The sequence below is a fragment of the Rhizobium sp. CFBP 8752 genome (assembly GCF_014842035.1).
Classification (GTDB): domain Bacteria; phylum Pseudomonadota; class Alphaproteobacteria; order Rhizobiales; family Rhizobiaceae; genus Neorhizobium; species Neorhizobium soli.
Genome location: NZ_JACYUZ010000001.1, coordinates 1,512,253 through 1,530,940 on the forward strand (window position 1 = coordinate 1,512,253; position 18,688 = coordinate 1,530,940).

24 protein-coding genes are annotated in these 18,688 nt (G+C 58.6%); 10 read left to right on the plus strand and 14 right to left on the minus strand.

Going from position 1 to position 18,688, the window contains the following annotated elements:
• Positions 1-331: 331 nt before the first annotated feature.
• Positions 332-2,047: a cis-3-hydroxy-L-proline dehydratase gene (gene lhpI / locus IFT59_RS07170; RefSeq protein ID WP_192086470.1), complete on the plus strand. Its 1,716-nt coding sequence runs from the start codon at positions 332-334 to the stop codon at positions 2,045-2,047.
• 124 nt (positions 2,048-2,171) lie between these two features.
• Here the strand turns inward: lhpI and IFT59_RS07175 are convergent, their stop codons facing one another.
• From IFT59_RS07175 to ku (IFT59_RS07185), 3 genes are read right to left on the minus strand one after another with little or no spacing between them, the layout of a single operon-like run.
• Positions 2,172-2,495: a hypothetical protein gene (locus IFT59_RS07175; protein ID WP_192086471.1), complete on the minus strand. Its 324-nt coding sequence runs from the start codon at positions 2,493-2,495 to the stop codon at positions 2,172-2,174.
• Between the two features lies 1 nt (position 2,496).
• The gene (gene ku / locus IFT59_RS07180; RefSeq protein WP_192086472.1) at positions 2,497-3,309 is read right to left on the minus strand and encodes a non-homologous end joining protein Ku; all 813 of its coding nucleotides are present in this window, start codon (positions 3,307-3,309) and stop codon (positions 2,497-2,499) included.
• A gap of 10 nt (positions 3,310-3,319) precedes the next feature.
• Positions 3,320-4,225 (minus strand): non-homologous end joining protein Ku, encoded by a 906-nt coding sequence (gene ku, locus IFT59_RS07185; protein WP_192086473.1) that lies wholly within the window; start codon positions 4,223-4,225, stop codon positions 3,320-3,322.
• Between the two features lie 23 nt (positions 4,226-4,248).
• On the opposite strand from ku (IFT59_RS07185), the gene IFT59_RS07190 reads away from it, so the two are divergent.
• Complete coding sequence (locus tag IFT59_RS07190) at positions 4,249-4,632, plus strand: hypothetical protein (RefSeq protein WP_206758573.1); 384 nt, start codon at positions 4,249-4,251, stop codon at positions 4,630-4,632.
• 732 nt (positions 4,633-5,364) lie between these two features.
• Here the strand turns inward: IFT59_RS07190 and IFT59_RS07195 are convergent.
• Positions 5,365-6,069 carry an SOS response-associated peptidase gene (locus IFT59_RS07195; protein ID WP_192086475.1) on the minus strand — a complete coding sequence of 235 codons (705 nt, stop codon included), beginning with the start codon at positions 6,067-6,069 and terminating at the stop codon, positions 5,365-5,367.
• Positions 6,070-6,369: 300 nt separating this feature from the next.
• Between IFT59_RS07195 and IFT59_RS07200 the strand changes: the two genes are divergently transcribed.
• The 4 genes from IFT59_RS07200 to IFT59_RS07215 all read left to right on the plus strand — a co-directional run bounded on the left by IFT59_RS07200 (position 6,370) and on the right by IFT59_RS07215 (position 9,215).
• A complete protein-coding gene (locus IFT59_RS07200; RefSeq protein WP_192086476.1) occupies positions 6,370-7,083 on the plus strand; it encodes a GAF domain-containing protein in 714 nt (237 codons plus the stop codon).
• Positions 7,011-7,418 carry a PAS domain-containing protein gene (locus tag IFT59_RS07205; protein WP_206758574.1) on the plus strand — a complete coding sequence of 136 codons (408 nt, stop codon included), beginning with the start codon at positions 7,011-7,013 and terminating at the stop codon, positions 7,416-7,418. The genes IFT59_RS07200 and IFT59_RS07205 overlap by 73 nt, the downstream gene beginning before the upstream one ends.
• Before the next feature lie 853 nt (positions 7,419-8,271).
• Positions 8,272-8,943: a hypothetical protein gene (locus tag IFT59_RS07210; protein WP_192086478.1), complete on the plus strand. Its 672-nt coding sequence runs from the start codon at positions 8,272-8,274 to the stop codon at positions 8,941-8,943.
• 2 nt (positions 8,944-8,945) lie between these two features.
• Positions 8,946-9,215: a hypothetical protein gene (locus tag IFT59_RS07215; RefSeq protein WP_192086479.1), complete on the plus strand. Its 270-nt coding sequence runs from the start codon at positions 8,946-8,948 to the stop codon at positions 9,213-9,215.
• A gap of 24 nt (positions 9,216-9,239) precedes the next feature.
• On the opposite strand, the gene IFT59_RS07220 is transcribed toward IFT59_RS07215, so the two are convergent.
• Complete coding sequence (locus IFT59_RS07220) at positions 9,240-9,506, minus strand: hypothetical protein (protein ID WP_192086480.1); 267 nt, start codon at positions 9,504-9,506, stop codon at positions 9,240-9,242.
• A gap of 59 nt (positions 9,507-9,565) precedes the next feature.
• Positions 9,566-9,847, minus strand: a complete 282-nt coding sequence (locus IFT59_RS07225) for a hypothetical protein (RefSeq protein ID WP_192086481.1) — start codon at positions 9,845-9,847, stop codon at positions 9,566-9,568.
• A 284-nt stretch (positions 9,848-10,131) separates the two neighbouring features.
• Between IFT59_RS07225 and IFT59_RS07230 the strand changes: the two genes are divergently transcribed.
• Entirely contained in the window at positions 10,132-10,785 is a 654-nt protein-coding gene (locus IFT59_RS07230) for a hypothetical protein (RefSeq protein WP_192086482.1), read from the plus strand.
• On the opposite strand, the gene IFT59_RS07235 is transcribed toward IFT59_RS07230, so the two are convergent.
• From IFT59_RS07235 to IFT59_RS07270, 8 genes are all read right to left on the minus strand, one after another.
• Positions 10,782-10,955 carry a hypothetical protein gene (locus tag IFT59_RS07235; protein ID WP_192086483.1) on the minus strand — a complete coding sequence of 58 codons (174 nt, stop codon included), beginning with the start codon at positions 10,953-10,955 and terminating at the stop codon, positions 10,782-10,784. The two genes, IFT59_RS07230 and IFT59_RS07235, sit on opposite strands and share 4 nt — an antisense overlap.
• Positions 10,936-11,265, minus strand: coding sequence for a hypothetical protein (locus IFT59_RS07240; protein ID WP_192086484.1), 330 nt, complete (start codon positions 11,263-11,265; stop codon positions 10,936-10,938). The genes IFT59_RS07235 and IFT59_RS07240 overlap by 20 nt, the downstream gene beginning before the upstream one ends.
• Before the next feature lie 59 nt (positions 11,266-11,324).
• Positions 11,325-12,188: a hypothetical protein gene (locus IFT59_RS07245; RefSeq protein WP_192086485.1), complete on the minus strand. Its 864-nt coding sequence runs from the start codon at positions 12,186-12,188 to the stop codon at positions 11,325-11,327.
• A 114-nt stretch (positions 12,189-12,302) separates the two neighbouring features.
• The gene (locus IFT59_RS07250) at positions 12,303-12,839 is read right to left on the minus strand and encodes a DNA N-6-adenine-methyltransferase (protein ID WP_197978033.1); all 537 of its coding nucleotides are present in this window, start codon (positions 12,837-12,839) and stop codon (positions 12,303-12,305) included.
• A complete protein-coding gene (locus IFT59_RS07255) occupies positions 12,836-13,225 on the minus strand; it encodes a hypothetical protein (RefSeq protein ID WP_192086486.1) in 390 nt (129 codons plus the stop codon). Before IFT59_RS07255 ends, IFT59_RS07250 begins: the two co-directional genes overlap by 4 nt.
• Before the next feature lie 125 nt (positions 13,226-13,350).
• Positions 13,351-14,313, minus strand: coding sequence for a nucleotidyl transferase AbiEii/AbiGii toxin family protein (locus IFT59_RS07260; protein ID WP_192086487.1), 963 nt, complete (start codon positions 14,311-14,313; stop codon positions 13,351-13,353).
• Positions 14,314-14,476: 163 nt separating this feature from the next.
• A complete protein-coding gene (locus IFT59_RS07265; protein ID WP_192086488.1) occupies positions 14,477-14,758 on the minus strand; it encodes a hypothetical protein in 282 nt (93 codons plus the stop codon).
• 242 nt (positions 14,759-15,000) lie between these two features.
• Positions 15,001-15,435 (minus strand): hypothetical protein, encoded by a 435-nt coding sequence (locus IFT59_RS07270; RefSeq protein ID WP_192086489.1) that lies wholly within the window; start codon positions 15,433-15,435, stop codon positions 15,001-15,003.
• Positions 15,436-16,081: 646 nt separating this feature from the next.
• Here IFT59_RS07270 and IFT59_RS07275 point away from each other — a divergent pair.
• The 3 genes from IFT59_RS07275 (at position 16,082) to IFT59_RS07285 (ending at position 18,679) form a co-directional block, all read left to right on the plus strand.
• Complete coding sequence (locus IFT59_RS07275; protein ID WP_192086490.1) at positions 16,082-17,644, plus strand: RepB family plasmid replication initiator protein; 1,563 nt, start codon at positions 16,082-16,084, stop codon at positions 17,642-17,644.
• 190 nt (positions 17,645-17,834) lie between these two features.
• Positions 17,835-18,389 carry a metallophosphoesterase gene (locus IFT59_RS07280; RefSeq protein ID WP_192086491.1) on the plus strand — a complete coding sequence of 185 codons (555 nt, stop codon included), beginning with the start codon at positions 17,835-17,837 and terminating at the stop codon, positions 18,387-18,389.
• On the plus strand, positions 18,386-18,679 hold the full coding sequence (locus IFT59_RS07285; protein ID WP_192086492.1) for a hypothetical protein: 294 nt from the start codon (positions 18,386-18,388) through the stop codon (positions 18,677-18,679). The genes IFT59_RS07280 and IFT59_RS07285 overlap by 4 nt, the downstream gene beginning before the upstream one ends.
• The last annotated feature ends 9 nt before the right edge of the window (positions 18,680-18,688 follow it).

Sequence of the window (18,688 nt, forward strand, 5' to 3'; positions counted from 1 at the left end):
AGCCTTTCGGGCTAGGCTTTCGTGAGGGTCGTAGTTTGCCACTGGGAGCGGCCATCACTCCTGCCACTCCTCCGCCAGCTGCGCTCACCGCGTTGATAAAGAATAGTTGTCCGGCAGACGTGATGGCGTCTCGCGTGGAACCCCTGATACTTCATAGGCGGCAGCAGAACGATAGGAATCGATCTAGACGAACCATCGACAGATCCAGTGTTGTGGCTTCTGCACGCAATCGTAATGGCGGTCCTCGCGTCCGGATCAGCCTTGGATATAGTCTCTGATCAAAGGATGAGGATCCGAGTCTGAACATCCAATTCGGTCAAGAGGTAATAGCGTGGAAGTTGTTTGTGACGGCAAGAGATTGGTGGCGGGCAGTGGACAAGGCGAGTTGCTGAGTTCGCAGGTGGGTCTCAGCTTCTGGGGCGGAGTGGATCCCCTGACTGGTACTGTCATTGATCAGCACCATCCTTTGCGTAACCGGAGCCTTGCCGGGCGGGTGCTCGCAATCCCGAGCGGACGCGGATCGTGTTCCGGAAGCGGAGTGCTGCTTGAGCTGATTCTGAATGGCCATGCGCCCGCGGCCATCGTCATCTGTGAACGCGAGGAGATCCTCACCCTTGGAGCGCTGGTCGCCGAGGTCGTCTTCGAGCAGTCAATTCCGGTCCTGCGGGTGAAGCAGGAAGTGTTCGCCGATATAGGTAAGTACCAGTACGCAAGAGTGGCGGGATCCAGACTTCACCTCTCCAACGAACCGCTTGAGGCGGATTGGCAGCCCGAAACAGCGCGGCCTGCGAGCGACGAGGATGTGGGAGTCCGGCTGGACGTGATCGACGAAGCCTTCCTCTCGGGGCAGCAAGGCAAGGCGGCGCAAATCGCCATGCGCTTACTGCTCCGAATGGCCGCCATCCAGGAAGCCGAATCCCTCATGGATGTTTCGCAGGTGCACATCGACGGATGCATCTACACGGGTCCAGCAAGCCTGCGCTTCGCGCAGATGCTGGTCGGCTTGGGAGCACGGGTGCGTGTTCCAACAACCCTCAACGCTATCTCCGTGGACAAGCGCGGCTGGCGGGCTCAAGGAATAGCGGAAGACTTAGGCGTGCCCGCTAGCGCCCTTGCCGACGCCTACGTTGCCATGGGCGCCCAGCCCAGCTTCACCTGTGCACCGTATCTGCTCGATAGCGCTCCCCAGTTCGGCGAGCAGATCGGTTGGGCGGAGTCGAATGCGGTGGTCTATGCCAACAGCGTGATCGGTGCGCGGACGATGAAATACCCGGATTACCTGGACATCTGCATGGCGCTGACAGGAAGAGCGCCGCTTGCGGGCTGCCATCTCGATGCCGGGCGGCAGGCAACCGTCGCGCTGGAGGTCGAGATGCCGACGGGAGCCGACGATTCTTTCTGGCCGCTACTGGGCTATAGCTGCGGCTCCGTCTGCGGCAACGATATCCCGCTGATCCTCGGGCTTGAGAAGAGCGCCGCCGGACCGGATGAGTTGAAAGCATTCGGCGCAGCCTTCGCGACCGTTGCCGCCGCACCGATGTTCCACATCGCAGGAGTAACGCCGGAGGCGAATGAGCAGAGGCCAGAGCGCCGTGTGCGCGTTGGCCTGGGCGAAATGCGGCGGGCGTGGGATGAACTCAACACGGCCGCCACGATAGAGGTCGGGCTTGTCAGTTTTGGCAATCCGCACTTCTCCTTTAGCGAATGCGCACGCTTGGCTGCACTGGTACAGGAGCGGATCAAGTCAGCTGACGTCGAGATGATCGTGACCTGTGGACGAGCTGTGCACGAAGCTGCCCGTCAGGCTGGTTACGTGGAGGTGGCCGAAGCTTTCGGGGTTCGGTTTGTCACAGACACCTGCTGGTGCATGCTGGGTGAGCCAGTTATCCCCCTGGCGGTGCGCACCCTGATGACCAACTCCGGGAAGTATGCACATTACGCACCTGGCCTTGTAGGTCGTGGTGTTCGGTTCGGCAGCATGATCGCGTGCATAGACGCCGCGTGTAGCGGAAAGGCTAACGAACACGAACCTGCTTGGCTGTTATAGGTCCTCTCCGAGGCGAATACAGAATTCAGTCGATGGCTAAACGAAGACACGGCGACCTGAGTTCATGGCCGTTTCGCTCCGTGTCCGTCGACCGAGGGGTTAACGTAGGAGGGCCGTTACCTACTCAGAAGCCAGGCCGCCTTTGCGAGCCTTGCAGAACCTGCCTTTGGCTGACCGTGGCAGAAAGTACATCGCTCTCGCTGATGAACAACTTGCCCCCGATGTCCTCCCCGCGAGATATGGCGGCTGCAGCGAGGTCGGTGAAGAACTCGGCGTAAAGCGTCAGACGTCGCAACGACATCTCCGGCGGGTTGGCCGTCGCCCTGATTGCTTCGCACGTCACGATCACAAGCCACACTTGCGAGCCGTCAGTCACCGCGATCTGTCCGTTTTCGTGGTAGAGAAACGGTGCGGGTTCGCAGAGGGTGATTTCCACATGGTCGACCATATCAGCTTGCCTTCCTGCTTTTAAGGTCGTGCGCGACAGATTTGCGCAACGCGTCCATGATGTTGACCACGTTCGACGCGGGAGAAGGCGCTTCCTTTGTCTTCGAGGACTTCCTTGTGGGCTTCAGGGTTCTTTTCTTTTCCTCGATGAGCTTCAGCAAGCTCTCCTGGATAGGATCGCTCACCATCTCAGGCGACCATCTCGCGGACTTTTGCGTGATCAGCTTCTGCACGAGCGGGATGAGATCGGGTTCGGCTTCGTCGTCGATGTCTTCGAAATACGCCTCTTCCGGCCGCACCTCGTCCCCAAAGCGAAGAGACCAGAGGACAATGCCGTTGTCGCGTGGCTCCAGCACGACCGCCCGTTCGCGACGGCCGATAACCAGCTTGGATACACCGACGACGTTGTCAGCCTTCATCGCATCACGGATGACGGCGAAAGCCTCGTGCCCGACGGCATCGTCAGGCATTAAGTAGTGCGGTTTTTCGAGGTAGACCCACTCTATGCTTTGCGACGGTACGAACTTCTGGATGTCGATTGTCTTCACCGTGTCGAGCTGGACGGCGTCGAGGTCATCGTCGCTCAGGATAACGTAGTCGTTCTCACCACGGGCATACCCCTTCGCTTCGTTCTGGTCCTTCACGGGTTTCCCGGTGACAGAGTCGATGTACTGCGAGACGACACGGTTGCCCGTTTCGCGGTTAAGCGTATGAAACCGCACCTTCTCGCTCTCGCTGGTTGCCGGGGTCATGGAGACCGGGCAGGTGACGAGAGAAAGCTTGAGGTAGCCTTTCCAGTAAGGACGGATCGCCATCGTCTCTCTCCTAGCTTGCCTTGCGCTGCGGGGCGGTCTTCGAAGCGGCGGACTTCCCGACCGCCCCACGCGACGCACGTTTCCGACCCGTGCCAGCATTGGCATTTGCGGCCGTACGTTCAGGTCTGGTTTCGGAAGCCTCCAGCAGCCCGGCGCTCTCTCGAAGGGCGGCGAGCAGGTCGCTCGGCTGAGACACCTCTATCTTCTTGCGCTTGGGAAGTGCCTTGCCCTCGACCTTGGCCTTTACGAGTTCGGCGAGCGCCGCCTCATATCGGTCGTCGAAGGTTGCTGGATCGAATGTCCCCTTCTTCGTGCTGATGATATGCTTAGCGAGATCGAGCATCTCGCCTTCGATCTCCAGCGTCGGCATATCCTCGAACGCCTTCGCACTCGACCGGACTTCGTAGTCGTAGTTCAGTGTGGTGGCGATCAATCCCTTGCCGTGGGGACGGATGAGAACCGTGCGCATTCTCCGGAAGAGGACGGTCCTGGCGATGGCTGCGACCTTCGACTTCCTCATGCCGTCGCGCAGTGCGGCGAACGCGTCCGAGCCCATGCGATCCGGGGTGAGGTAGTAGGGCTTGTCGAAGTAGACGTCGTCGACGTCGGAGCAGGGGATGAACGCCTCGATTTCGAGCGTCTTGTCGCTCTCCGGGATCGTGGCGGCCACCTCATCTGGATCGATGACAAGATATTGCCCGTTTTCGATTTCGAAGCCCTTGGTCTGGGCTTCCTTAGGCACCAGCTTTTCTGTCTCGCTGTCGATGAAGACGCGGTTGACCCGGTTGCCTGTCGCCGAATTGATCGTGTTAAAGGTGATGCGGTCGGAGGTGGAGGCTGCTGTATAAAGCGCTACACCCGCTGTGACCTCTCCGAACTTCAGGAAGCCTTTCCACTGCGCTCGATGACCTGCCATACGCTTTACTCCGAATCACCTGGTTGGCGACTCCAATCGGATTCGAAGTGATTCGTTCCGAGTCAAAACGAATCATTTTTCAATGGCTTGAGCGGATATCTTGCGAGTTTGATTCAGCGTGGTTTCGTCATGCAGGCTTACCGTTTGATCTCAATCGGTTTCCAGATCACCTGGACGCTTCTGGGATCGGGATCGAACAACTCGCAAGTGACTTTCATCTCGGTCCCGTCGCAGGCGCTGCACCTGAACTTCAGTTTCCAAGGGTTGGCGTTCCAACCTTTGTACTGGGCGAGGTCACGCGCCAGAAACCTGCCTTCGCGACCGCATGGGCGGCATGCCGCAACGACGACCATGTTGTGCCTGACGGCTTCGGCAAGTGTTCTGAGATTCCCGACCATGACGAATAATTGGAACGGATGCAGAACGGCGTCAACCTACAAGCCAGCATCGCAGTCCGTTATACCTGACGGCCAACCCGGCTGTGGGAATCACGGCGGCCATTGCCGATGCGTCGACACGTGATCGTGTCGTTGACCTGTCTACCACCGACGTCCTATTCGGGCGTTGGAGGGACCTATGCCCGAATTGATACCGGACGAGATTGAAACGCTGCGCATGCTCGCTGGTCAGCTTCCGCGACGACTTGGGTCGAAGCATGTCCTCTGTATAGAAGAACTTGCGTCCTTCGGTCTGTGCGCTTCTGTCGAGCCTCACCGTCTGACGGACAGAGGCATTCTCTGCCTCGAGGCAAGCACAGGAACGGTTGACCTTCGATCCCGCCGGGTCGCCTAGCGTTCAGAGGGTCAGATATGGCCGTTGCGCACGTCTGGCGATCGGTCCAAAATGGCGATGCTGCGGTAGCCCGCCCCCGGGTCCTAGCCTGCAGCCGAGGCTCGCTGCGGACGGACCACGCTCTAAGCGGGTGGCGAGCCTCACTTCTCGTCGTTGAACACGTGCAGTTGCTCAATTGGTGTCGAGGGCTAAAGCGACCACAGCTTCGCTCGGACGGGATTAATCTTGGAGAGCGGATCACGCCACCACGAAGGTCCGCGATCGGTGATCCGCTGAGCCATGACCAAGACGTCAGCAGACATGCTTCTTCAACGTCTACCGCAACCATGCCATTCTTCAACGAGGGTTCAGCCGAACAGGTCTTTCGTCTGTGCCGGAAGTCCTCCGAGGCCTCCGACCGCCGTGTAACGGGGCAGCACCGTCATCCGTTCGGCGGGTAGGGGGCGTTGAAGAGCCTTTGCCTCGCTCCACGGCGCGGTCATCCAGATCTCGCATTCTTCTGTCGTCGTCAGGAGAACGGGCATGGCCTTCGGATGGATTGGCTTTACGATTTCGTTGGGGTCGGTCGTCAGGAAGGCGTAGAGGTCGTGTTCTCCCTCGCGCGGCGCCTTGATCGGTCCCCGTGCGCCAATCCACTTCGTATGAATGCCCGCGAGCATGAACAGCTGCTGGTCCTCGCCGACGACGAACCACCGAAGCGGCTTCTTTCCCGTGTCCGGATCGGCGGTTTGCTCGTACTCGCTGAATGCCGTTGCAGGAACAAGACAACGGTTCTCGACGCGGAGCCACTGCTGCCAGTGGGGAATGAACGTCTTGCGGACGTTGGTTACGCCCCTGTCTGGCTTGCCGTCGAGATGCACCTCAGGCGTCGGCATGCCCCAGGTCGACATCGTCAGCTCGCGCTCGCCTTCGGTGTCGACACGGATGATGGGTCCCTCGCGATCGGGGTGGACGTTGATCGACGGGGGCAGGTTTCCTTCCCTGAACCGCGTGATGCTGATGAAGTCCCTGATGGCCGCCTGGTTGGTCGTAATATTGTATAGATTGCACATGCCCGTCTCTCCGTGTCGCCAGGTAGATAAGGGACCGAGTGCGAGTATCAACTTCTCCCGACATGCTCTCGGACGGGAAAGAAGCCGGGGACGCGTCGTTTCCAACTAAGCCGATGCGGAGAAGAGGAGACGTGCCGATACCTTGTCGCGCGATGCATCCCGACCCGCCGATCTCGGGCATGTGATCACCTCGGATTGACGGCCGCGGATCCCTCTGGACAAAACGTTGGATTCCATCAGCGTTGTGATTATGTTCCAAACCGCGTCGGCGAGGGATCGGCTTGCTGTAACGGAACTCATATGCACGACGACCTTCACGACTTCCAATCCGACATAACCGCGATCTCGGAGATCCCGGCCGTGTCGTCGATCCTCGAGGTGATAAGCGAGACGACCGGGATGAGTTTTGTAGCAGTCGCTCGGGTGACCGAGGGCCGATGGGTGGCGTGCAAGGTCCTTGACTCGATCGACTTCGGCCTCAAGGAAGGCGGTGAAGTCGTCCTCGAAACCACGATCTGCCATGAGATACGGGCCTCGCACGAAGCCATCGCGATCGACGACATCGCCAGGAGTGCGTATTGCGACCACCGCACGCCGCTCCAATACGGCTTCCAAAGTTATATCTCCGTTCCGATCATCCATAAGGACGGCACGCTCTTCGGCACCCTGTGCGCGATCGACCCCAAGCCCGCTCTGGTCGACAATAAAAAGACCCTGACGATGTTTCGACTGTTCGCGGAGCTGATCGCCAGTCACCTGGATGCCAGACAGCTGCTGATCGAGACCGAAGAAAACCTCCGTCAGGAAAAGGAAGTCGCCAGCATCAGGGAGCAGTTCATAGCCGTGCTCGGTCACGACCTGCGCAACCCGCTGGCTTCGATGACGGGGTGCCGATTTAAATGCCCACGCGTACCACGAACTTCGCGGCCATCCTCAGCGGAATGCCACAGCCCTATCTCGTGCTCGATACCGATCTCACGATCGTCGGAGCGAGTGACGCGTATCTGGCGCTGACCGACCGCACCCTCCAGGATATCGTGGGTCAGAGCATTCTGGTGGCTTTCCCAGAGAACCCGGACGGCCAAGGAACGGTCGAGCAGGGGCCTCTCGAAGTTTCCCTGCGCCACGTCCTTAGAACGGGCGAGCCGCACGAGATGGCGGTCATCCAATACGACATTCCGCAGGCCGACGGCGGCTTCGCACAGAAGTTCTGGACTCCGATCCACACCCCGGTGGTCGGCGACGACGGCAAGATCGAGTACATCATTCAGAACCCGATGGACGTCACGGAAAGCGTCCTACGGGCTAAGGAGGCTGACGCTCGCCTGATGGAGCGTCCGCTGCCTTGAGGACCTCGTCCACCCGGACCTGCTCGTCTGCGATCTCTCGGGCCGCCCTTGGATAGACGCGTCCATACGCCGTGCGATGGCGGCAGGCAGCGTCATCAGGCGCTTCTTATCGCGGCGTTTCTTCGAGGCCGACAGGGAGATCGTGTCGTCGCCGTCGTCACCAATGCCACCGTGGCGTTTTTCACCGCGCGTTCCTGAAGCCAGCGTATGACGGACGCGAGATCAAGTTCCCAGTCGAGGCCACGGTCGCCCTGATGTCCCTGGCTGTGCGGGTGGACCAGTATGACAGGATATTGCCGATGGCGAGCTGTGCATGCGCGAGGGTCTTCCTGTGTCCCTGGCGGCGCAAACGGCGGTCACCGAACACCTCGAACTCAAAAAGGACGGCGGCACCGAGACTGCGCGTAGATAACGTTGTAGTCGATAACGGGGCGACGTGTCGATCGCCTGAAATTCATCCTTGCCCGCATTTGTCTATGCGATCGTCATGCCGCCAACTTCAGATACCAAACCACCACGAACCGATCGAACTGATCTTTATTCAGAGGCCAACAGGCCCAGGGACTGGTCCTATAGGCGCCCCAAAGGCTCCTTGATGCATTCGACCTCAATCATGGAGGCTCTGGCGGTCATCGCCGCCTCGGGTGACAACATCGCCGATCTAGTAGCGTGTCCCCGTCATCCAGAAGCGGGCCTGCATCTTGTTCTCGGACATCAAAACTTCCCTGTATTCTGTGTCAAAGGATGATTGTGCCACCGCCCGCGAGATCAAAATTTCCGCCGACGAGAATGTTGATGCTGGCAATCGTGGTGCGTGATAGCTCGTTGGATGACAACCAGGGAACGCCGACGCATGCGCGAGAATCCGTTTTGGCTGCCTGCCCACCAAAGAGCCGTCGGCAGATATGAGTTCGATGCTTTCGTCGAAACGGCGCGCGACGAGTTGAAGCGCTGCACCGAGGATTTCAAGCGTTTCAAACCGTTGGAAGACGCTTACGGCCTTACGACGAGCTTCAGCGACAAGGACCGTTTTCAGATCAATTTTGGGAAACGGAAATCCGATTTCCGCGACATGAACGGCAACATGATCATCGAAAAAGGGGCGACGTTACTTTACAGCTTAGGCATTCGTGGTGAGGTCGCAACGATGCTGTACGGGGCGAACTCCGATTCGGCAAAGATGCAAGAAAAGCTGATCTACCTAAGGATCGGCCACTTTTCGGCACACCAGCTGCGAAGCAAGATGCACCGCGATATCCGAGACCTAGTGGCATACGCTTACTGTTCAAGTGTCGACACGGAACCGACATTCGGCGAACGTGTAAGGGTCTGGTTCATAAGAAGATTTTGCCCGCGCTACGTAGACGATAAATTCACCACCGCCGAGGGATATGACTGGGTATTTTCCACGACTCGGGCCGCGATGATGGCGATCCTGAAGCCGTTGGCAACGGCGGCGCTAATCGCTCTGTTCACGCTTCTAGGGCTCGATTACTTCACCGACCTTTTCAATCTCAAGGGATGACGATGTTAAACGAGCTGCCAGTCCGTAACGAAAAGGGCCAGGTCATCGCAGGCCTCGTGGTTTTTGCGTTCGTCTTCTGGATCACGTACGGAATGTTCGCGAAATTAGGCGCCGAACTCGAGCGGGTCTGCCAAATAGTCGAGGCAGCGGGCGACAGGTGCAAGACCGGAGCGGACCCAAGCGCCCTGTTCTGGCTGGCCGTGTTCGGCTGCGTATTCCTGGGATATCTGGGTTTCCGCCTTAGCAACTTCATGTTCCAGCCGAAGAATTAAAGACCACCCGGACGAGGACGGGTTCTACATTTCTAGGTGATCCATAGGCATTTTCGCCCCGATGCTCGCACGGAACTGGTGCAGCGCCTGCTCAATGGAATTCTTGACCCCCATGATCACAAAAACCATTAACGAAAACAATACCATGTGCGGGATTGTACCGTAAGCCCAGAACGCCAAGCCCGCGCCGATGACGATGGAAACCAAGCTATTGATGACCTGATCGCGGGCTTTCACCTTCGTCTCGGCCTGGAGCTTTTTTATGTAGTCATCGAGTTGGGCTTGAGACATCGTGGAGGGTCCTGTTCGAGGGATCGGTGCCGGACACTCTCACGGCTGCGGTGCCTCGATCAAGCCTCGGGCGGCGGCGGGATCAGTTGAAACGGAAACGCTGCATGCAGCTCGAGGCCGCCTCCGTTGATCGGCTCGCGCGGCCAAAACTCTTCGCCCGATACAATGGCCTCTTCCTTCTCCTCGGCGGTGACATCAGGCACCAGCAGGAAACCCGGGATCGACAGGCTCGAGCCGTCGAGCGTGGACAGAATTGAGAACAGCAACCCGGTCAGGCGTTCGTGGACGACATCGCCTCCAGCATTGCCAGCCAGAAGCTGGGCCTCAGGGAGATCGCGCAAATATGCGACAAGTCCGCCGAGGTGAGCGAATAGTAGGACGCGACATTCTGCGGGAAGAAGTTGGCGGGCTGGCACTGGGTAGTCTCCTGTGGCTCAGGGCGATGTCGTAGCTCGCCCCGGGCGGGCTGTCCGGGCCCCAAATCAGGGTTGAGGGAAGAGTGTCGAGATCAGCACTGCGGCTGTAATTCCGAAATTGCTTGAGGCGGTAATCTGGATATTCGAAAGAGGCGTCATTGCTGGTTGAAATTCCAACTGCTACCAACTTTTGGAGGCAGGGGTAGACGATGCAGGTATTAAAAGAATTCTACGCGACGGGTTTCGGCTCTTTCGTGATCACCACCGCATTCGGTGTGATCGCCGCCGTCATCGGTTTCATCGCCAGTAGCGTCAAAGAGGTGTTCTTCGATGGCCGCAAGCGGAAGGCTGAAGCCCAGTATCTTGCTATACGCCTGGTGTTGCTTCTCGATGAGTTCGTCGGTCAGTGCTACAACGTCGCCCACGATCTTCCCGAGATCGATCTCCAGACTGGTGATCCTACAACCCGGTATGAAACTCCGTCTCTTGAATTTCCTGCTGATGCCGACTGGAGGGTGCTGGAGCCGCAAATGATGTATCGAATTCTGTCTCTCACGAGTTCGATCGCTGTTATCACTCGCGGTATACGGATGCTTGGGTATCAAGCAGGGCCGCCTAATTTCGGCGACAAGTACAAGTATCGGTGCGATGAGTTCGCAGGACTGGGATTGGTGACGCTGAAAATCATTGACGACCTCTGCGACAGGTACCGCATGCCCCATCCGGAGCGCTCCACGATGTACGTCCCGCAGCCCGTACTCGAAGATATTCGATCACGAAACAAGAAGTGGCGGGAGAAGCGCGAGTATGAGGACGAGAAGGTGATGCAGGCCAACTACGTGGAATGGAACACGATCACTTAACAGTGCATCTCGGAGAGCTGGGCTTCCAGCTTGGCGATGTCGGCGAGGGTGTCGGACCGCTCGTGACCGCCCTCGTAGCGCAGGCGGTCACGGAGGTCGGCGACCTGGGCTTCGAAGCGGTCCGCGAGGTGGCGGTCGTTGTAGCGTGGGTTAGTCGATGTCCTCGGCATAGATGCAGTCTCCCAACTCGTTGACACCATGCTGGAGCACGGTTCGGCCCTCGGCAAGCGCCGAACGGCGTTCGTGGGCGACGGTCTTTGACAAGCGCGCCTTGATCAGCGCCGTCTCGAAATCGACGACGTTGGTTCGACGCCGCGCTGCGGGTCGGCGCGCTTCGTATACGGTCAGGCCGCGCACGTACGGCATCAGAGCGTCACGCTGCGCGGGCGTGAAAAGAATCCAGTGGCCCTCGAGCGCCTTGAGAGTGAGGACCATGATGTCCAGTTCATCGTTGGCGCCGATCTGTGTTTCGTCGAGCATTTCAGTTCTCCCTGTGCCGTCTCCCAATGCGGCTAGACCATGTTGTTGTCGGAGGACGCCTAGCGCAAACGGCCGCCGACGACGAAAGCTCGAGCAAGGTCGTCGTCGGTTGCGACCTCATGCTTCGTCCTCGGTTTCTCGATCCACATCATGTCCGACATTACTCCGGCGACGAGAGCTGCGACGTGGGCTTCGGGCGGCTCGTTAGCAAAGCCCACGAACTGACGGATTTGTCCGTACATTCGATCGTCGATGAGTTTGGGGACGATCTGGAGCGTAGCGCGGCGCGCGGCGTCCTCGTCTCGGACGGAGTAGAACTCGTGGCCACCGACCAGGAGGTACTCGTCGTATGATCCCCGGCCGATGCAGTGCGACATCTCGGCGCCTTCGACGTCGAAGGCATCCAGCGAGAGCAGGCGCACGAGAGAATACCCGGCACCGAGGTCGATCACATGACGCTCGTCGGCGGATGTCAACGTCATGAAGTGCGGCAACGGGTTCCGCTGGAGAGGTCGCTCTGCCTTGTCAGCTTCGTGCAGCAGCCGCGACATCGATCCGCACTTCATGAGTTTCTTGGGGCGGCCTTCGTCGTCCAGGTCCTTGAGCCAGGCGTGGTACTCAACTGACGCAGACCAAAGCCAGTCGATGACGTGGATGATGGACTGACCGTAGCGGTTGACGTAGTCGTCCACGGCGGAGTGCCAGTAGAAAGACAACTTCTCGAACGTCTCGAAGCTGTTCGGACCAGGGTGGCCCGTCCGAGCGTCCCGAGTGCGGATGTCTTTCAGGAAGACGCGACCGACGGACAGGTTGAAAAGGTCGGCGATAGGGATGGCGTTGTTCGGAAAGTCGACGCGGCTACCGAGATCGATCCGGCGCGCGAGGACATGCATCCCCATCTTTTCCTTGTCCGTCATCCGCATGGCCGTTCTCCCGTTCGCCGTCGACATAGTTTCATGCGACTATGATGTCCGGGCCCGATGCATAGAAAAAGCCGCCTGGAGGCGGCTCATTGGATTTCCTGGTTAACGATGGGTTCAGGCAGGGAGATACCCGTCAAGTGAAGCGAGGCATGCGTCAGTGGCAGCAAGGGACTGCTCGACTTCCGCGGTGAACTCATCGCTACCAAGGTAACGCTGACGCTGGCACTTGCCGTCGAAATCTACGACGACAGATGGGAACGGAGCGCGTCCGGTGCCGTCGCCGAACGCGATTCGGCCCGAGACGAACCGGATGTCGTCGGACTTGGCGCAGTATCGGTGCCACCAGGATGTGTCGGTTCGGCTCGGGAGGAGACAGACGACGGTGTGGCCGCGCTGGGCTGTCTCGTACGCCTTCTTGATCCACTTCCCGATCGTGCGGCCGTAGGGCGAGTTCATCCAAACTGGTCCGAAACCGCACCAGTCCTGAACCAAGCCGTCCTCTACTACCGTGTAGTAGTCGTCGGCCTTAGCGTTGTCGTCGTCGGCGCACACGTCAAGCTTGAAGCCAAATTCAGCGTCGAGCTTGTCGAAGACGTGCTGGGGAGTAGCCCAGTCATCGGTCTTGGACGAGGTGTGAACGTCCATCCTCATGCCGCCACCTCAGTCGAGCCTTCCCAGATCACAATGTTGTTGTACTCGCTGACGATGCCTTTAGTCGGAAAGCGGACGCGGTTGGCAAGAAGCACACCGAACTGACCGGGCACACATGACTCCGAACTGTAGTTTTCCAGCCCACGCTGACGACGAGTGGCATTCAGTTTCGGGCCGTAATTCTGCGGAAATCCGGTGAGAACGAGAGTGAACCGATAGCAGATCGCCAGTTCTTCCAGCATCTCGGCGCTCGCGGCTCGGAAGTTAGGCTCAAGGCCTGGCGCGACGCGTAGGATTTCCTCGATGTCGTCCTGCTGCTTGCGGACGTGGGCGAGTATGATGTGGGGCCGGGTCTCGGCGGCGAGGATGTCGTGAAGTCTTTTCATGTCTTTTGCTCCCTGGAGACCGTTTCTGATATCCTCCTAACAACAATGGTTGCTCCAACGGCGGAATGGCGCAATCCCTTTGTATAAATTTATTTATATGACGATGTATATTTTCGCCGACCTAGTCAGAGCTTCGAGATGTACGTAGGTGCAGCGGATTGAGATGGCATTGTAAAACTGTCTGCTTGGCCTGGTGCCACCGACGGCCGTCGGAAATCGCGGTTGGCTTCGACCCGCAGTTCAGCATGCACGTTCGCCCATAGGGCGTGGATGTCCACGAACGCCTCGTCGAAACGGAGACCCGATCGGGCGGCGTTACGTGACACATTCCAGTCGGCTTCTAGCCTCTTGAGGTTCGTCCACTTGAGCGTCTCCGGAAACTCCGAGGCGACCGATGCCGGAATGCCGCGGTAGAGCATCGTCCGACGAAGCGAGCGGGCGACCGCGCGACAGTCGAGGTCGTCTGGCCAGAGGTGACCGTTGACCGCGTCAGAGAGATTTTTGCACCGCAGATCGGACGCAGGCTGCATGACGACCGCGAGCAGGCGTTCGGCGGCCGCATCGGCATAGCTCTGGACATGAACACGTAGCGCGGGGGCGCCCTTGATCAGCGAAGTGCGCTCAAGGAACCGTGGCGGCGGCGGATTGTGAGCCCATACGCTTTCGCGGCCGTTGGACCAAGTGAAGTCTATGGAAGTGTTCGCGCGGACCGTTCCGCAGAAGGCTTCGACTTTCCATCGGTCAACGGGGTTGGGAAGGCCGACATCAAGTTCGCGAGGCTCCCGGGATAAAGACTTTATCAGGATGCCTTCGCGCGCGAAAAACGGCGCCAGAATTTTGAAGGCGTTCTGCATCTCCCTGTTCGAAATCCGCCGTATGGACACGAAATCGACATCAGCGGTCTCGCGCAGCGTCTGAGGAAAGAGAAGGCCGCCCTTGACGTGGTACGGGATATTCGTCGGGAACTCTGTCGCGATGCGTTCCGCAACATGACGAGAAGCGAAGAGGTTCACCTCGAGGCCGAGGTTGCGCGCGGTGTTTTTGGTCTTGTCGCCGAGTGCGATGGCAGCGGCTGAGTGATTTCGCATGTCGTGTCTCCCCAGACTTGGTTGTGGAGAGACGATGCGTTTCGGCGATGCAAGGAACGAATGTCACTACGCGATCACTACGTAATTTCTTAATTCGATTCGCCGTTAAGAAGTAATGGGGGGAAACGGACCGATCGAACAATCCGAAACCATAGCCGTAAGGTTACGTGGATGGCGGGGCAGGGGTCATGGCGCCGTCGGACTTCGAAGCGGACTTGCCACCCAGTGCAGGCCCGTTGACCAGTGGAACGAGTAGGTCAGCGTCAAAACGACGGACACGCCGCAGAACACGGCGCTCGGCTTGCTCCCGGTTGTAGCCCTTGGACACCAGGTAGTTCACTGCCATAGCTTCAATGCCTTCCGCCTTGACGACATCGCGCTCGGACTTGGCCCGTTCAGCGCTGTATCTAAAAACAGTAACGGCTGCGGCAAGCGCGGTGTCCACGGCATCCGTCTCCGGGCGCCGTTGTGCCCTGATGGCCTCGCGCCATTCTCTTGTGGCCTCCGCTCCGGTCGCGTTTCCTGGGTCACCCTGTCTCGGCATATCTATCACTCCGTCGTCACTACGTAATCACTACCCAGATATTGAGAGGGGAGCATGCAAGCAACAAACAGGAACGGCGGCCGTACGAGGGCCGCCGTTAGTTCGAGAATTGAAGAATGGGACGTGGAGGTCCCATTCGCGATTTACGATGACTTCTCCGCAAATCCGATCAGTTTAGGACGGAGCTTGCCCGAACTGGCCTTAGCGCGGATCGCGATAGGAACGCCAACCTTGTCGCTGTAGACTTTCTCGAGATACGTCATGATCGCGTCCGCGCCTGCCGTGCCGGAACCCAAGATCATCAAGGCGGCATCAGCTAGGGCATCGCGGGCAGTCGCCTCGTCGATCGGGAGGGAGCCCTCAGCCTTCATGGCGGTCTTTCTTGCATAACGCTCGCGACGGAGTTCGGCGTTGTGGGCAAGCCGTTCCTCACGCGTCATGTTCGCGACATCGATCTTCACCTTAGGCCCGCGCTTGCCCGGCACTTTGTCCTCCTCGAGCAGACCCGCCAGCATAGCGGCCGCCGTCGCGCTGATCTCCGAAGCGTCCATGTCCATCTCTAGTGCCGTGTCGTTCATGTCTCTCTCCCTGTCGTTATAATAGAGAGTGCTTGTCGGCAGAACTGCAGTCAATAAAAACGACATGTCGTTTCTCAGTTTTATAACGACATGTCGTTTCGTGTTTTCGTTTCTAACCTGTCATCGGGGAATTAGAACAACATGTCGTTTTCAATTTCAAAAAGCCCGCTCTGAAACGCAGGCTTCGCCAATAGGGCCTGTCCCGAGGCTTCCAGGCGCTTCGCTAGGAAACCCCAGTGGCTTCGCTATCCAGAACCCGGAGCGGCTCCGCCATCCCGCTATCCCATGGCTGCGCCGCGTATCTTGCTGTCTCCAATGACGGCGCCGCTTGCTCGATGCTCCGCCGTCGGGCACTCTTACCCTGTCAAGCGAAGCGCCCCGTTCTTTTCGGCGAAGCCCCTGAGAAACCAATGCTCGGGAAGCAACAAGAACCCATAGGTATCATAGGCTATCGCAGGGCTTCGCAGACACCTTCTCTGGACGCTTAAAGAGAGATATAGAGAGATAATCTATAATACCACGTTGTCAGTGAGTAAAAATTCTCAATGAATACAATTTGAAGATCGGGGAAATCAAAATAATGACGTAACAATGCTTGCGCTAGGCGCGGCCCCGGACAACCATAATTGTAGCGTGGAGGATGCAGATGCCGAAGTCGACAGGGAATGCCATTGTTGGGACCGCCGAAATGTCGGAGATGGACGGCGTGCGCGTCCTTCGTGGCAACCGTATAGTCAGAGCCAAGACCCGGCCCGCTGTGAAGCGTGAGGCTAAGCGGGATGAGGAAGGCAACGTCTATACGAAGAAGCACCCCGATAGCGGCCAGCGCGGCCGTCTGCTGAAGCTAAACTTCCGCGACGGGTCCTCAGAGACATATCTTCGCAAACCTCTCGCCAGGGAGGCGCAGAGGGCCAGACAGCGTTCAGGCGTTCAGGCAAAAGACCTAGCCATCGAGGCCGTCTACACGAACCAGAAGACCTCGCCCCGCGTCGAGGTGCCTCGCGTACTCGTCGAGTCGCTAAGGCTGGACGTCAGGAAGCTGACGGCCAGCGATATCGCGATCTGGTGGAGACTATTCGCTGAAGCCCGTGATGACGGCATGACTGCTGACACGCATTTCATTCAGCTGTCGTCTATCGCGAAGTACGTCGGTATCCGTAGCCTGGACAGGATTAAGGCCAGCCTGAAGCGCCTATCGGCCGCAAGTCTGTCTTATCACGGCGGAGCCGGCCGTCAGACCGTACCTATGCTCGAATGCCCTGATGTTGCCGATCTCGATACGATGTCCGGCGCAGAATGGCTGCACTACAGCCTACCGCCAGGCCTGCGCCAGATCGTTCTCGAAAGCACCGGGTTCTGTCGTGTCGATTTGAATGCGTTGCCAAGGTTCAAGTCCAAGTTTTCAGCCGCCCTCTACATCCGTCTCTGCTACGAGGCAGGCAAGCTGAAGGCTTTTCACGACGAAGTCCATCTTTCCAAAGAAGACGTAAAGCGAATCGTAGGTCTGGAGGCTACGCAGGCCGAGGTCATAGACGACGCTATCGAACGCATCCGTGAGGACCTCATTACCATCGACGGACCGCGCAGGCGCTACCATCTCGAAATGTATGTGTCGAACAGTGGCAAGCTCGTGATCACGTTCGGCAGCGCGCAGAAGCGGCTCCTGGAAGCCAAACCCGCATACATGACGAACGACGGCATCAAGGCGCTTGCAGACCGTTCTCAGTTTCAACTGCTCCGCCACCAGTATCCGTCAGTAGTGCGTCTCAGGCAGGCAGAAACGACACTAGGAGTAGCCGCAGTTCGTATCTCTGAACTCTGGCGAGTTGACGTGCAGCGTGCGTCGTCGAAGCACCCTGAGGGCTGCATTGGCTACTCCGCAAAAACGTTCAAGTGGCGCATCCATAGATTTGGCGCCGACGCTGTTTTTGCGGAGTGGATCGAGAAGCGGGACTTCACGGGTCTCGGCGTAGAGCGTGAGGAACTGCCAGATGCACAGCCGTTCAAGCGTGTGCAGCGCGCAGAACGGCGGAAGAAAGCACACGAACCAGTCCTGTCCGTGCTCGCCGAAGCCAAGCCCAAGCTCGCGATCCTAGACGGCGAAGACCTGCGGCTCGGAGACGATTTCGGGGCCTTAGAATATGGCGATATCGATCCGACCATATCCGCACCTGCGGCAGACGTAGACGACATGGACATCCCGTTCTAATCGTCGATCGCATCTTGTTAACCGGAGACGCGGGCCACCGTTGACGTCAAATTCGGAGCCCGGCATACGTAGTTTCAGAACGGAGACGACCTGAGATGACCAGCACCTTGCGAATAGCCTGATAGCCCCCACGCCGCCGCCATTCCGGCACGGCGAAGCTATCCATGCATTCACAAGGGAGACATCTCACATGTCGCACTTCCGCAAGAAATTCTACACGTCAGACACGCATTTCGGCCACGCGCTGATGCTGACCTCGTGCAACCGTCCCTACAAGTCCGCGGACCAGATGGACGAGGCGCTCATCCGCGCCTGGAACGATTTCGTTCGTGCCGAGGACATCGTCTACCATCTCGGCGACTTCTCGATGAACCTCGGAGACGAGGACCGTGTGCGCTCAATCTTCGCCCGTCTCATGGGCTCGAAGGTCCTCGTCCTCGGAAATCACGATTACAAGCGACCAAACGTCATCCACCCGACGCTCGCCCGCCTCGATTGGATGACGAGCCCGACGACCTCGCTCGAGACGACAGATGAGGGGCGCCGTGTCTATCTGTCCCACTACTCCCATCGTGTCTGGCCCGGTTCTCACAAAGGATCGGTGCACTTCTATGGCCACTCGCACGGAAAGCTCCCCGCTGTCGGCTGCAGCCGCGACGTCGGCGTGGATGCGCTCGGGCGGGGCTATGCACCGCAAACCTTCAAGCAACTGACTGCCCAGATGGATCTGGAGGACGCGCGATGACCGGACCGGAGCTGAACAATCTCTACGGCGCGATGATCAGCGCAGACGCTCGCGTAGACGTTCCAGACGCGTGGATGCCAGCGGTACACGAAGCGATGCAAGCCCTGGTCGATCTGCCGACCGAGGTCCGGGCTTATATCATCGTCGTTGGGATCGATACTGACGCGGAAGGCTGCCTCCGTTTCTCGACCGTCGGCAGCACACAGGTCCTTACCCCTCGCAACCTCGCGATGATCCGCGAAATCACTGACCGTGCCGTCGTAGCCACGCGAAAAAGAAGCTTTCACTAATGGACGATC